A 14,431-nucleotide genomic window follows, 5' to 3' on the forward strand; every position below is an offset into this window, starting at 1 on the left:
CAGATTATGTTAATTGTTGGACTGGCAGTAATTGGCTGAGAAAAATTTGCTTATAATCTGTGGGGAGATACTGTCAATACTGCTAGTAGAATAGAATCACACGGTTTAGCTGGCTGTATTCAAGTCTGCGAAGCTTCTCATCAATGTTTAAAAGATAAATTTATTTTGGGAAAATGAGGATTGATTAAGATTAAGGGTAAGGGAGAAATGATGACTTATTTACTCAAAGGTGCGATCGCTAATTAGCAGCTTTTGTCTTCTTCATCATAGATAATTGTTTGCTCTTATTGACGTAACAAACCAACCAAATGGGAAAGTTCCGGTAAAATTAGTTTTTCCATCGCTAATCGCACCGCATTGCTAGAACCAGGAAGAGAAAAAACTAATTTACTTTGATACACACCAGCAACAGCACGAGAAGCGATTGCTCGTGAACCAATCTCCTGATAACTTAAAAAGCGAAACAATTCACCAAATCCCGGTAAAGTTTTTTCTAACAACTTTTCTATGGCATCATAGGTAGTATCTCTCGCTGCAATACCCGTGCCACCAGTGAAAATTACTGCATCTAAATTGGAATTTTTACCCAGCAGTTCTAACTGTTCTTGGATTTGATTTGGTTCATCTTTAATAATTGTGTAAACTCCGACTGTGTGGTTAGCATCCCGGAGTAATTGTTGAATTAACTGACCACTTTTATCTGTGGATTGGGAACGTGTATCGCTAACGGTAACTACAGCACAAGTTACCGTCAACATTTGAGAATTTGAATGAGGGATATGAGTCATTTATTTGTTGTTTGGTGTTTGTTGGTTGTTGGTTGTGATTGGTTGTTTGAGCAAACACCTACCAACTATCAACCATCAACAAAATTCCTTAGCCAATGACCAATGACTTTTTAAGATTTATTAAATCCCAAGTCATTTTCTTCTGCATATCTTTGCATAAACCGCATGAAGCGATCCCATTGTTCTTTAGATTTCATTAAATAAACAGCTTCCAAAGCTTCTGGTTTACCGTTGACAAATCTACCTTTGACTTCGCGGGTGACAATTTCCCCTTCTTCGTCAATCATGTACATACCGGTGATGTCTTCGGTATTGCCACTATCTAATGCTTTGGGATTTTGAAAAATAAACGTTGCAGTACCACTTTCACCAGTGCGCGATCGCGTCAAGCGTACTTCTGGAATTACTTCTTCATCAATACCTTTAGAAAACTGGATTTTTGCCATGATTAGTGAATTTAAAGTTTTGTGATGTTTAAACTAATATTCTCTCATCTTTTAGTACAAATCAGTCTAGATGATGATCAGATTGATTACCTACGTGTAAACACTTATATACTTTCTTTGTCTAGTATTAAGGTTACAGGCCCGTCATTTTCAATCGTAACTTGCATCATCGCCCCAAATTTACCAGTTTCTACCTTCAAACCACTCTCCCGTAACTTGGCGACAAAGCAATTATATAAATCCTCAGCAGTTTGAGGGGTTGCTGAACGGTCAAACGACGGTCGTCGACCTTTGCGACAGTCACCGTAAAGCGTGAACTGACTGATTACCAGCAACTCACCACCAATTTCTTGCACAGATTTTTGCCACCTATCTCCGCCTTCTTGGTCAGGGAACAGTCGCAATTCCAAACATTTACGTACCATCCAGTCAAGTTCAGCATCAGTATCACTATCAGCAATACCCACAAGCAAATTCAGTCCTCGTCCAATTTTGCCGATAATTTCACCATTAACTGTGACTTTGGATGATTTAACTCGCTGAATCACAACACGCATTATATAAAGTGACGTTTTAAGTGTTATTTATACTGTATTCTTTTATTTTTAATTTCACTTAATCTTTCTTCATGTTCGATAATCTGTGTAAATTCCTTGCTGAAACCTTCTCAAGTGATTTTGCCAGTTGGCTATTAGGAGAACCAGTTACCCTCACCGAGTTAAGTCCCTCTGAACTATCTCTTGAACCCATTCGTGCTGATGCACTAATATTACTCCAATCTGATCAAGTTGTACTTCATTTGGAATTTCAGACTCAACCCAAAACCGAAATTCCGTTTCGGATGGCAGATTATCGACTGCGTGTGTATCGGCGTTTTCCCAACAAACGCATGAATCAAGTCGTGATTTACCTACAAAAAACTACTTCTGATCTGGTACAACAAAATACATTTACTTTGGAAAGAACTCATCACGAGTTTGATATCATTCGCTTATGGGAGCAACCAACTAGTGTATTCTTGCAATATCCAGGTTTATTACCCTTTGCAGTTTTAAGTGAGACTAATGACCGCACTGAAACACTCAGACAAGTTGCTCAAATAATTTCTAATATTAAAGATCAACGTACACAAAGTAATATTGCAGCATCAACATTTATCCTCGCTGGGCTAGTATTAAATAAAGACACAATTCAACAGTTGCTGCGAAAAGAACTTATGCAAGAGTCAGTAACTTATCAAGCTTTAATAGATGAAGGTCGGGCTGAAGGTCGGGCTGAAGGTATTCAAGAAGGTATTCGATGGGTTGCTGTCAACCTTCTCAAAGAGGGAATGTCAAGAGAAATGGTGTCAAAATTGACAGGTTTATCAGTAGAACAGTTGCAACAGTTGGAGATTTCAGAGACTGACGAATCACAACAATAAGAGAAACTAATTAACAGTTCCCTCACCCCAAAGGGGTTAGTCATTGGTCATTTGTCATTAAAATGACCAATGACCAATGACTACTTCCCGAATCCTTTACCACGAGTCGTAGAAGGAACACATAGACAGTTTTCTAATTGTTCTCGCAATTTTTCATGATCTAAATTTTGGCCAATCAGTACCAACTGATTTTTCTGTTCCCCTTTCCACTCATCATCATCTAAGGTAAAGCGTTTACCACATAGGTGAAAAATATGTCGTTTGGGACTTTCATCAAACCACATAATCCCCTTGGCGCGGAAAATAGTATCGGGAAGTTGATTATCTAAGAAATACTGAAATTTTCTAATTGCAAAAGGTTTGTCACTCTCAAAAGAGAGTGAGGTAAAGCCATCATTTTCGAGATGATTGGAATGATGGTGATGGTGGTGATGATCATGGTCGTGGTGCTTGTGACCGCATTCTGAGTGGTCATGATCATGGTCGTGATGGTGATGGTCGTGATCATGCGCTTCCGCAGCATCAAAATACTTATCTGTCTCAAACAGACCAACACTGAGAATTAAAGGTAGTGGTACTTGTGCTTTCTTGGTACGAATAATCCTCGCACCTTCCTTAACCTCTCGAATTTTTGCTTCTAGTGTTTCTAATTCTGCTTGAGAAACTAAATCTGTTTTATTCAACAAAATCACATCACCATAGGCAATCTGACTGTAAGCTGCCTGAGAATTAAATAAATCTAGGCTGTAATTTGCTGCATCGACAACAGTGATAATCGAATCTAGACGAGTTAAATCTCGTAATTCCGTACCAAGAAATGTTAAGGCAACTGGTAGTGGATCTGCTAGTCCAGTTGTTTCTACAACTAGGTAATCTATATTTTCTTGACGTTCTAAAACTTTGTAAACGGCATCAACCAAATCATTATTAATGGTGCAGCAGATACAACCGTTACTTAACTCCACCATATTATTATCGTCGGTAGAGATAATTAACTCGTTATCAATGCCGATTTCACCAAATTCATTTACTAAAACAGCGGTTTTTAAACCCTGTTGATTGCTCAAGATATGATTAAGTAAAGTTGTTTTGCCGCTACCAAGAAAACCAGTGATAATTGTGACTGGTAATCCTTGTTTTGGGGCATCCATTGAATGAGATTCAGAAGTAGCTGCTTGCATAACACTGCCATCAAATGAGTCAAACTAGAGAATGTAGCGCAGAGAGTCCATAAAACACTAGCATAGGGATGCTGGATCAACATCCCAGTTGCTTTAACCTATTATTGCGTATCTCAAGTAATTACTGTGTTATGACCCTAACCGTTTACAATACCCTCACTCGTCGCCAAGAACCTTTGGAAACAATTGAGCCTGGAAAAGTTAAGATGTATTGCTGCGGCGTGACGGTGTATGACTATTGCCATTTGGGTCATGCTCGTTCCTATATAGTTTGGGATACTATACGTCGTTATCTGCAATGGCGCGGTTATCAAGTCTACTACATCCAGAATTTTACCGATATTGACGATAAGATTCTCAACCGTGCCAGGGAACAAGGTACAACGATGGAAGCAATATCACATCGTTTTATCGATGCTTATTTTGAAGATATCCGGCGTTTAAACGTCATGGATGCTGACGAATATCCCCGTGCAACGGAACATATTCCGGAAATCCATGAGATGATTAAAGCCTTAATTGCAAAAGATTATGCCTATGCATCTGGTGGTGACGTATATTACAGAGTTGAGCGTTTTTCTACTTACGGCAAGTTATCTGGGCGCGAACTAGAACAAATGCAAGCTGGTGCTAGTGGCAGAGTAGATGCAGAAGATCAAGAAGGTAAAAAACAGCACCCCTTCGATTTTGCTCTATGGAAAGCTGCTAAACCTGGAGAACCAGCTTGGGACTCACCTTGGGGTAAAGGTCGTCCCGGATGGCATATTGAATGTTCGGCGATGATTCGATCGCGACTAGGTGAAACAATAGATATTCATGGTGGCGGTGGTGATTTAATCTTCCCTCACCATGAAAATGAAATTGCCCAATCAGAAGCCGCCATCAATAAACCCCTAGCCCGTTACTGGATGCATAACGGCATGGTGATGGTGGATGGTAAGAAAATGTCCAAGTCTCTGGGTAACTTTACTACCATCAGAGAATTATTAGATCGCCCAGTTGACCCAATGGCGGTACGTTACTTTGTCTTGCAGGCACACTATCGCAAACCTCTTGATTTTACAGATGAAGCGATCGCCACTGCTGAAAGTAGTTGGAAAACCCTCAAAGAAGGTTTACTCTTTGGTTACGAACACGGTGAAAAACTTGGCTTTGACAATAACGGCAATAACTTAGATAAAGAAATCATCAACAGGTTTGAAGAATCAGGAGATGATGACTTTAACTTCTCTGGTAGCCTAGCAGTACTATTTGAACTCGCCAAGGAACTACGCCGAGAGGGAAATCTGTTGGTGCATGAAGGTAGAACCGAAATACCACCAGAAGAATTAGCTAAACAATGGCGGACTCTGGTTACTTTAGCCGGAGTTTTGGGTTTAGAAGTTAAGGTTACAGAAGAAATAAATAATACTGGTGGTATTACTGAAGTAGAAATCGAAGAGTTAATTCAAAAACGGCAAGAAGCGAGAAAAGCCAAGAATTTTGCCGAAGCAGACCGTATCCGCGATGAATTGCAAGCCCAAGGTATAACTTTAATAGATAGCCGTGAGGGTACGCGCTGGCATAGGAGTTAAAAAAAACGAACACAGATGAACAGCGATAAACACAGATAGTTTATCGGTGTGCATTGCCTTGCACTGTGTACCCTACGGGAAGCCGCTACGCGTCTACGATTTTCAAAACATCCTATTTTGCTACATGCAAGGAACACTGAGATTTAAGGAAAAATTGCCAATTCCGTTTCTGGATCAAAAAAGTGAAGTTTTTCTGGTGTCAGGGATAACCATAGCTGTTCGCCCACATGTACCAGCCTGTCTGGAGGTACTCGCACTTGCAAAGAATTACCAGAAGCAGTCACAGGTTGTTGGAAACTAGAACCAACTAACTTTGTAGATAAATAGCTATCATTGCCGAGGTTTTCTACCAATTCGACTTGTACTGGTAAATTTTTCGTCGCAGGCGCACTTAAAATTAAATTTTCTGGACGAATGCCTAATATTACAGTGCGTCCATCGTATTTTTGTAAGGCTTTGCCCCAAAATTCTGGCAAAGTCAGGCGAAAATCTCCGTTAGTAATTAACAAAGGGGCATGAAATTGCATCGGCATAAAATTCATTGGTGGTGAACCAATAAATTCAGCCACAAAAAGGTTGGCGGGACGATTATAAAGTTCCAACGGCTGGGCAACTTGTTGAATTTGACCTTGATTGAAAATTGTAATGCGATCGCCCATTGTCATCGCTTCTGTTTGATCGTGGGTAACATAAATTGTTGTTGTCCCTAGCTGGCGTTGCAGTTTGACAATTTGGGCGCGAGTTTCGGCGCGCAGTTTAGCATCAAGGTTAGAAAGCGGTTCATCCATGAGAAACACTTGGGGATTGCGGGCGATCGCCCTTCCTAACGCCACCCGTTGTCTTTGTCCCCCGGATAATTGTTTGGGTAAACGATTTAACAGCCCCTCAATTTGTAATAACTGGGCAACGTATTTTACCTGTTCATTGACTGAGCGTTCTTTCTCAGAAATATAACGGAGTCCCTTGGGTAAATTTCGCGTCATCCCTACTAACATCTTTTCTGCCCATTGGGAAACTCCTTCTTCCCCTACTTCCAAACAACGGCGTCGCAATCCAAAAGCAATATTGTCATACACTGACATGTGGGGATAAAGAGCGTAATTTTGAAACACCATCGCAATATCTCGTTCCTTGGGGGGGAGATCGTTAACTAAGCGATCGCCTACCCAGATATTGCCTCCAGTCATGACTTCCAAACCAGCAATTAACCGTAGCAAGGTGCTTTTACCACAACCAGAAGGCCCTACCAGCACCATGAATTCACCATCTGCCACAGTCAGGTTAATTCGCCGCAAGACATTCACACCATCTGCACCTTTGGCAGCAGTTGCTTCCTTTTTCTCTCCATTCAATACCAGCTGGGTTTGAGAAGTAACACTTTCTCCTCGACGAGGAGGAAAACTTTTATAAACGTTTTCTAAAATTACTTGCGCCACGAGTTTTTCAGCAATGGTCAATGGTCAATGGTCAATGGTCAATGGTCATTTGTCATTAGTTAATAACTTTAAACAAATGACAAAGTACACTTAGGCTTCAGCGCTCATGATACACGTTTGCAGTGACTACGAAAAGTTAAAAAAACAGCTTTTACTATAACAGCCACACTACCTTGAAAGACACCTCACCCCGTCCTATCGGACACCCCTCTCCTTATCAAGGAGAGGGGCGAGGGGTGAGGTTTTTTCATCCTTGGTGGTGAAATTTTTTCATTAGGACTACCTTGAAAGAAAGCACATTGGGAAATTTTATTATGGCTTCTCATCTTACCTCAAATCCTTCTCTTCAAGAGACGCCGACTCCTACCCATGACATTTTAGACGTACAAACTACAAATTGTTGCATTGTCGGTGGAGGCCCAGCAGGTGCTGTTCTTGCCCTGATGTTAGCCCGTCAAGATATTTCTGTAATTTTATTGGAAGCACACAAAGATTTTGACCGCGACTTCCGGGGAGACACCATTCACCCATCGGTGATGGAAATTATGGAGGAACTGGGCTTGGCTGAAAAGTTGCTGCAACTTCTTAGTCCGTTGGTATCGTCCTGGACTACTGCTGATTGGTGACGCAGCTCATGTGATGTCTCCTGTCGGTGGAGTTGGTATCAATTATGCGATTCAAGATGCTGTTGTGGCTGCAAATGTCCTGAGTAAACCACTCAAGCAAGGACATGTAGAATTACACGAACTCGCAAAAGTGCAACGCCAAAGAGAATTGTCGACTCGGATTATCCAAGCATTTCAGTCTTTTATCCAACAGCAGATATTTGCCCGTGTTCTCAATTCAAATCAGTTGTTACAGCTACCTGGTTGGTTACCCTTGCCTTGGTTACGTGACTTGCCAGCAAGGTTAGTAGCCTACGGTGTTTTTCCTGCTCATGTCAAAACTTGAAGACAAGTATAATACAAATGTACTGAATTGTTGTAGAATTAAATACTTATCGCAGCCAAGTACAGTTTCCGAACAGTGGTTTAATACTGTTCGCAATACTTTCTTGGCTTTTATGCTAAAACAGTCTCAAAGCCAAGAGTGTAAATTATGGAATTTAGTTATTCACCATCAATAAAGTTAATTAGTCTTGGTTGTCATTAGTTAATAGTCAATGGTCATTAATTATCATTAACAATATTTTTAATAGAGACATTCGTATGATAAACAAAACAAACATTATTTAATATTCTTGCTTTCCTGTTCCCCGTTCCCCAATCCCCGATCCCTATTTCAACTCAGGAGAATTTTGATGAACAGCTGTATTTTAATGGCGGAAATTATTAAAGAACCAGAACTGCGTTTTACACCAGATGGATTGGAAGTCACAGAGATGCTGGTGCAGTTTTCTGGGTTGCGAGAAAGTGAACCAGCAGCAAATTTAAAAGTAGTAGGTTGGGGCAATATGGCTAAAGAAATTCAGCAGCACTACCACGTTGGCGATCGCGTTCTTTTAGAAGGACGCTTAGGTATGCACACCATTGATCGTCCAGAAGGTTTTAAAGAAAAACGTGCTGAGTTGACAGTACAAAAAATTTATCCTTTAGTTGCAAATTTAAACATGACTGGGTCTTCCAGAACCACAGCACCAGTTACCACTCCTCCTCAAAAAGCTGTTTCTAGTTACGAACCACCGCTTTCAACACCAACTCCAGCAACAAGTAATGTTGGTGTCACTTCCCAAAATAATTACTCAGAACCTGTTCCCCAAGTCTCAAAACCTGAACGTAGTTCCTATCCTCCAGTAGCACCTAACCCAGAACCAGACGTTGATGATATCCCATTTTAAATCAGTGAACAGTTACCACTGATCAGTTATCACTTATTGTTTACTAGTTAACCCCCGTAGATTCTGGGACTTACACCTTTTTCCCTTACTGTTCATTGATAACTGATAAAATCCTGTTTATTTTCAATTCCCATTTAACCCCGACTTCCTATGAAAGAAATAGTCCTAGATGTTCGCGATTTACAGGTAGAATTTGCTGGTGATAGCAAAATCATCAAAGCTGTAGATGGAATTTCTTTTCAATTGCATCGAGGTGAAACTCTAGGTATAGTAGGAGAGTCGGGGAGTGGCAAATCAGTTACATCTCTAGCAATCATGGGTTTGTTGCAGTCTCCGGGTAGGATAGCAGGCGGAGAAATTTGGTTTCGTGCCAATGAAAATAGTCAACCCATCAATTTGGTAGAGTTATCTCCTCAGGAAATGCAACTGCACCGGGGTGGCGATATCGCCATGATTTTTCAAGAACCGATGAGTTCGCTTAACCCTGTGTATACTATTGGATTTCAACTAACAGAAGCAATTTTACGACACCAAAATATTTCAGAAGCAGAAGCACGACACCAAGCGATCGCACGGCTGCAAGAAGTAAAATTGCTCCAAAGTGATGAAAAGATCCGACAGCATTATATTGACACCTGGCAACACTCATCTTTTGGTTCATCCAGCTTAGACGAACAAAAGCTACTCAAGTTAGTCAAGCAACATAAAGAAGCCATCCTGGAACGTTATCCTCATCAACTTTCCGGGGGTCAGCTGCAACGGGTGATGATTGCAATGGCAATTTCCTGCAACCCCCTGGTATTAATTGCTGATGAACCGACTACCGCCTTGGATGTGACGGTGCAAGCAACTATTATTGATTTGCTGCGAGAATTACAGGTCAGTCGCGACATGGCGTTAATTTTTATCACCCACGACTTAGGCTTAATTGCCGAAGTAGCCGATAAAGTCGCGGTCATGTACAGAGGTAAAATTGTTGAATTCGATGACGCCAGCAAAATTTTTGCGAATCCTCAACATCCATATACAAAGGGTTTGGTAGCTTGTCGTCCTAAACTTAACCGCCGTCCCCACAAGCTTTTAACTGTTTCCGACTACATGAATGTCGAGGAAATACCAACGACGGGAGAAGTGATGATTCAGGGGAAAGAACCCACAGAACCCCCAGATGTTACGCCGGAAGAAATAGCGCAGAGATTAGCAAATTTAGAAAGCGAACCACCTCTACTCCAAGTTAAGGATCTTAAGGTTGGTTTTCCAATCAAGGGTATATTTGGCGGTACAAAACGTTATTACATGGCTGTGAATGGAGTTTCCTTTGATGTCAAAAAAGGAGAAACTCTAGGTTTGGTGGGAGAATCTGGCTGTGGCAAAACTACCTTAGGCAGAACTTTGTTACGCTTAATCGAACCGATGAGTGGTCAAATTATCTTTGAGGGACGAGATATCACAACCCTTAAAGGAGAAGCATTGCAAAAACTGCGACGGGAAATGCAAATAGTCTTTCAAAACCCATTTAGTTCCCTTGACCCCCGTATGAAGGTAGGGGACACGATCATGGAACCCTTGCTGATTCACTCCATTGGTAATACAAAGCAAGAAAGACAAAAACGTGCTGCTTATCTATTAGAACGAGTCGGCTTAAGCGCCGATGCTATGAACCGCTATCCGCATCAGTTTTCCGGTGGTCAACGCCAAAGGATTTGTATTGCTCGTTCTTTAGCCTTGAATCCTAAATTTATTATTTGCGATGAATCGGTTTCGGCGTTGGATGTATCAGTGCAGGCGCAGGTGCTGAATTTGCTCAAAGAATTACAAGATGAGTTTGGTTTAACTTACATCTTTATTTCTCATGACTTGAGCGTGGTAAAATTTATGAGTGATCGCATTTTAGTTATGAATAGTGGTGAAATTGTCGAGCAAGGCATAGCAGAAGAAATTTACCGCGAACCCAAACAAGAATACACTCAAAAGTTAATTGCTTCGATTCCTACTGGTAGTCGCGATCGCATCCAACATCGCCAATTGCGGGCAATGTAAAGTAAAGTAGGCTGTGTCACAGCTTTAGCCTGTCGTACCATGTTATGTTGCGGTGTGTTAGACACTTTGATAATTTTTTTGTTAACAATCATCTGAAAATTCGCGCCCAATACACGCCACTACAAAATAGTGCCTCCAATCAAGTTTGCATAGAAAATTCTGCTGGTGCAATTCCCCAATTTGCCCAAGTAATTGCTTCTTGTGCAGATTGTACATTTGGTGGCACACGCAATACATGAATATATCCTGTGCTAGGACAAGTCATTTTTAATACATAAATTGGTTCTATATCTACATCGTTCTCTATTTTTAATAATGTATATTCTCGATAACGATCTAACTCAGATGCTTGTAATTGTTCGATAATACGAGCGTAGCCGATACCCTGAATCAATACTCGCCGCAATTCGGCGTTATCTTCTTGCAATAACCATTGTGCTTGCCATTGTTGGGGGTGTAGCTTACCGTATTTTTCTGGCAAAGTAATACCGTGGTAGGCGTAAAGGTTGTACCCGTCGGCAAATTCAATCGCAGTTTCACCTTCAGCGTGGAGGCGATTACTGCTGTCAAAGCACAGTTTGGTGGGGCGATCGCACACTACTGCTACTCTTTTATAAGGAAAAATCCAACCACAAGATTTAGCCAAAGATTGAAACAACTGCAATAACTCTTGATCAGCAGTGTAATTTAATGCAGATTTCCAAAATTCTAACCAACTGCAATAGCTGCAAAATGTAGCAACAGGTATGAAGTTACTGTCATATTGTTTGCCCAATTCATTTTGCAGTTGATGATACAGTGCTGATAAATTTACTTCAATTTCTAACTCTATGAGATATCCTAAGTCAGTATTTAACTGTTGTTCTAAAGATTTCATGTAAGAAAGAAATTGATAATACAATGTGGTGTGAATGTGTACATTAATATTATCGGGTCTTTGAATAGCAATAGGATCTTGATAATATCTTGCCTGAGCCGGAAATAACTTTAATATACGTAAACGTAATTGTAACAATCTCTGCACCAAGCTTGGAATAATAAAATTCTCACAGCTTGGTAAAGCCTTACTCATAGCCTCATAGGGGCTTTCACAAAATACTACTTCTGGTGTAGCAAGACCACAAAAAGCATAAACTTCTTTAACTGCCTCAGCTGCTTTTGTTCGGTCAACTCGCTGAGTTGAAAGAGCAATATTTCTCCACTTGCGTTGATAAATTGGAACTAAATTCTCCTGTTCTAGACTCAGTTTTGCAAATTGGTATGACATACTAAAATAGGTTTAGTTAATATGTTATATTTTCAAAGTAACTCCAACGTTACAAGTCTGCGGTAATTTCTGTTAGCTTTTCACTATTGTAATAGTCGTAGCTAATCGCTAAAAACAATCAAGAACATTGTTACTAAGTTAACAAAATCAGCATTCTTTACTTTCAACTGTCCCATCAACAAAGATGATGGCTAAAATCGTATGTTCTATACAAAATAGATGACCTTAATCTCTAAGTTAGACTAGCATCTCTTAGAAAGTCATCATAATTATTACTATTACACAGTTAACTTAGAAATAACATTAATAATCATGAGAAGACAAGATATATGCAACAATAAATATATATCTGGTATCAATCTTTATTTTTCCACAGAAAAATAAAATAATTTCTTTCTGGTTAAGCCAATAGTAGTTAGAATGTGGATTTAAAGGCTTAGCTGGGTTAGAGCAGTCTAAAATTTTTACATTATAGCTACAATGTATAAGAAACAACTATTTTTCAGACGAATTTATTAAATATTTTTAAATACAAGTATTTTTACATTTGTTAGAGAATTTGAGAAGATAGGCAATTTGTAATTACACGACCAAAATCAAGCTTAATATTAGTTGGCAGCTATAGGGCGATCACTAATATTACAAATCAAAACTAGCCTGATTTAACTTACCGCAACTTGTGTATATTTTGCTCCCAATTAGCCCCATCAAAAGGTACAATTTCAAAGTTTTTCACTACATCACCATCTAGACAACGGATGTTAACATCTATGCTGTCTGGATGACTGCGAGGAATATAAAAAGAGTGTACTCCACAAATGCGACAAAACTTATGCTGGGCAACTCCTGTATTAAATGTGTAAGTTGTTAATACATCATCGCCTTGGAGTAATGTAAATTTATCTTTTGGCACGATTAAATGCAGAAATCCTTTTTTTCTGCAAATAGAACAGTTGCAATCATCGGCTTTATGCCTATCAACTACAACTTGAAAACGTACCGCGCCACAATGGCATCCGCCTGTGTATGTGACTGATTCTTGGATATTGCTTGTCATGTGAATAGAGAAATGCTAGGTTTTAAGCATGTAAATTAGCTTGTTCTTGCAACCAAGGATCTACTGGTTGTCCGTCTTTGCGCCGCAATTCAATTTCTACTACCATCACTTCCTTGGAACCTGGAGGTGCAGGTTTTTTGTGGAAAATAATATCGTAATCTGCGGGATTATGATTACACTCTTTCAACCATTCTTGTACTTTAGTTGTGGCAAAAAATGATTGCCCTTGTTCAAACATCTGGGTAATTTGCATTTGTAAAGAGTAAGGATTTAAACGACCCATTTTTCCCGCCTTTTTGAAGTAATGTTAAAATTAGGACTTTGCCTTACTTTATTTTATCTCTGTTGTGATCTTAAACGGGTATTTTGAGATATTGCACCAGTTTTTACGTCCGCCAAGAAATAAATTTCTTGGCTAATAGTTTAAGTCCACTCAAGTGGACTGTATTTACTAGTGGGAGTAAAACTTCTCCAAACTCAGCATATTCTCGAACCCACAACTATACTTTGGTTTGATGACATTCGGTTTTTTGAGTGTTAGTTCAATTCGCAGATATCAATATCAACTAACTAAGTAATAAATTGGCAGGCTATTTGCCTCCAAAAGATGAATCTTAACTCAAAGCGTTTCTTAATTCTGTTCTAGCACTTTCTCAGGTTTATGATAATTTATTGGTATCACTCTGCTAATAGAAAATTGGAGAGTTCGGTAAACATCATTACCGATATTTGAGCTATGGCAGTCAAAGTTAATCTGTCTACAGCAAAAGCCTGAAAACTTGCTAGTACGGCAACCTGCAATACTAAATTTATAAGGCGATCGCTACAATCAAAGCTAGAAAGCGAATTGGAGAGCTACCAGGATGCAAGTCACATATGATTCCGATAAGCGCAAATTGCTATCATCTCTGTGTCATGGAGCGATTTTCTTTAGTACAGCCTTGTTTTCAATTGGAGTTCCAATTGTAATTAACTTAATTTCCGACGATCCAGTTGTGAAAAGCAACGCCAAAGAATCAATTAATTTTCATTTAAATGTTTGGTTTTGGGGAACCGTCATCGGAGTCCCTATTGGAATTCTATCTTTCCTAACCTTTGGTATCGGCGGGATTTTGTTCTTTCCTGTTGTTGCTTTTGGTTTTCTATTGCACTGGGGATTGACAATCTGGGCATTATTAAAGTGTTTCAGTAATCCTGATGAACCTGTTCGTTATCCGTTTATTTTTCGACTGTTCTAATCGTTCCAACTCAAGATCTAAGTTTATTTTTGGAAAAGGGATTGAAATAAGCGTCCCTTTTTTTGTTTTAGGATGCGATCGCTGTTTGTTTTAGGCTGGGTGAAGTGCGATCGCTTTAGCTTAAACAGATTATACTTAAAATCT

At 39.7% G+C, this 14,431-nt stretch carries 13 protein-coding genes and 2 pseudogenes; 7 read left to right on the plus strand and 8 right to left on the minus strand.

Features of this window, described 5'->3' with window-relative positions; genetic code table 11:
* Positions 1-54: 54 nt before the first annotated feature.
* Positions 55-177: pseudogene (locus tag NIES592_RS01395) on the plus strand (adenylate/guanylate cyclase domain-containing protein); the annotation flags it as partial.
* Between the two features lie 107 nt (positions 178-284).
* On the opposite strand, the gene NIES592_RS01400 reads toward NIES592_RS01395, so the two are convergent.
* The 3 genes from NIES592_RS01400 to dtd form a co-directional block, all read right to left on the minus strand.
* A complete protein-coding gene (locus NIES592_RS01400) occupies positions 285-788 on the minus strand; it encodes a MogA/MoaB family molybdenum cofactor biosynthesis protein (RefSeq protein ID WP_073554704.1) in 504 nt (167 codons plus the stop codon).
* Between the two features lie 110 nt (positions 789-898).
* A complete protein-coding gene (gene psb28 / locus NIES592_RS01405; protein WP_016869458.1) occupies positions 899-1,234 on the minus strand; it encodes a photosystem II reaction center protein Psb28 in 336 nt (111 codons plus the stop codon).
* Between the two features lie 104 nt (positions 1,235-1,338).
* Positions 1,339-1,791 (minus strand): D-aminoacyl-tRNA deacylase, encoded by a 453-nt coding sequence (dtd, locus tag NIES592_RS01410; protein ID WP_062249297.1) that lies wholly within the window; start codon positions 1,789-1,791, stop codon positions 1,339-1,341.
* Between the two features lie 71 nt (positions 1,792-1,862).
* Between dtd and NIES592_RS01415 the strand changes: the two genes are divergently transcribed.
* Positions 1,863-2,657, plus strand: coding sequence for an Rpn family recombination-promoting nuclease/putative transposase (locus NIES592_RS01415; protein WP_062249295.1), 795 nt, complete (start codon positions 1,863-1,865; stop codon positions 2,655-2,657).
* Positions 2,658-2,737: 80 nt separating this feature from the next.
* Here NIES592_RS01415 and NIES592_RS01420 read toward each other — a convergent pair whose 3' ends face one another.
* Complete coding sequence (locus tag NIES592_RS01420) at positions 2,738-3,838, minus strand: CobW family GTP-binding protein (RefSeq protein WP_073554705.1); 1,101 nt, start codon at positions 3,836-3,838, stop codon at positions 2,738-2,740.
* 131 nt (positions 3,839-3,969) lie between these two features.
* On the opposite strand from NIES592_RS01420, the gene cysS reads away from it, so the two are divergent.
* The gene (gene cysS / locus NIES592_RS01425; protein WP_073554706.1) at positions 3,970-5,412 is read left to right on the plus strand and encodes a cysteine--tRNA ligase; all 1,443 of its coding nucleotides are present in this window, start codon (positions 3,970-3,972) and stop codon (positions 5,410-5,412) included.
* A gap of 143 nt (positions 5,413-5,555) precedes the next feature.
* On the opposite strand, the gene NIES592_RS01430 is transcribed toward cysS, so the two are convergent.
* Entirely contained in the window at positions 5,556-6,848 is a 1,293-nt protein-coding gene (locus NIES592_RS01430) for an ABC transporter ATP-binding protein (RefSeq protein WP_073554707.1), read from the minus strand.
* 314 nt (positions 6,849-7,162) lie between these two features.
* On the opposite strand from NIES592_RS01430, the pseudogene NIES592_RS01435 reads away from it, so the two are divergent.
* The 3 genes and pseudogenes from NIES592_RS01435 (at position 7,163) to NIES592_RS01445 (ending at position 10,725) form a co-directional block, all read left to right on the plus strand.
* Positions 7,163-7,799 (plus strand): annotated as a pseudogene (locus NIES592_RS01435) (FAD-dependent monooxygenase).
* A gap of 349 nt (positions 7,800-8,148) precedes the next feature.
* On the plus strand, positions 8,149-8,685 hold the full coding sequence (locus tag NIES592_RS01440; RefSeq protein ID WP_073554708.1) for a single-stranded DNA-binding protein: 537 nt from the start codon (positions 8,149-8,151) through the stop codon (positions 8,683-8,685).
* A gap of 150 nt (positions 8,686-8,835) precedes the next feature.
* Positions 8,836-10,725, plus strand: coding sequence for an ABC transporter ATP-binding protein (locus NIES592_RS01445; RefSeq protein WP_009455389.1), 1,890 nt, complete (start codon positions 8,836-8,838; stop codon positions 10,723-10,725).
* Positions 10,726-10,864: 139 nt separating this feature from the next.
* On the opposite strand, the gene NIES592_RS01450 is transcribed toward NIES592_RS01445, so the two are convergent.
* The 3 genes from NIES592_RS01450 to NIES592_RS01460 all read right to left on the minus strand — a co-directional run bounded on the left by NIES592_RS01450 (position 10,865) and on the right by NIES592_RS01460 (position 13,332).
* Positions 10,865-11,992 carry a DUF6745 domain-containing protein gene (locus NIES592_RS01450; RefSeq protein ID WP_073554709.1) on the minus strand — a complete coding sequence of 376 codons (1,128 nt, stop codon included), beginning with the start codon at positions 11,990-11,992 and terminating at the stop codon, positions 10,865-10,867.
* A gap of 667 nt (positions 11,993-12,659) precedes the next feature.
* Positions 12,660-13,049: a GFA family protein gene (locus tag NIES592_RS01455; protein WP_062249280.1), complete on the minus strand. Its 390-nt coding sequence runs from the start codon at positions 13,047-13,049 to the stop codon at positions 12,660-12,662.
* Positions 13,050-13,071: 22 nt separating this feature from the next.
* Positions 13,072-13,332 carry a hypothetical protein gene (locus tag NIES592_RS01460; RefSeq protein ID WP_073554710.1) on the minus strand — a complete coding sequence of 87 codons (261 nt, stop codon included), beginning with the start codon at positions 13,330-13,332 and terminating at the stop codon, positions 13,072-13,074.
* 580 nt (positions 13,333-13,912) lie between these two features.
* Between NIES592_RS01460 and NIES592_RS01465 the strand changes: the two genes are divergently transcribed.
* Entirely contained in the window at positions 13,913-14,287 is a 375-nt protein-coding gene (locus NIES592_RS01465; RefSeq protein WP_073554711.1) for a DUF4870 domain-containing protein, read from the plus strand.
* Positions 14,288-14,431: the final 144 nt, after the last annotated feature.

Source organism: Fischerella major NIES-592 (assembly GCF_001904645.1).
Lineage (GTDB): Bacteria > Cyanobacteriota > Cyanobacteriia > Cyanobacteriales > Nostocaceae > Fischerella > Fischerella thermalis.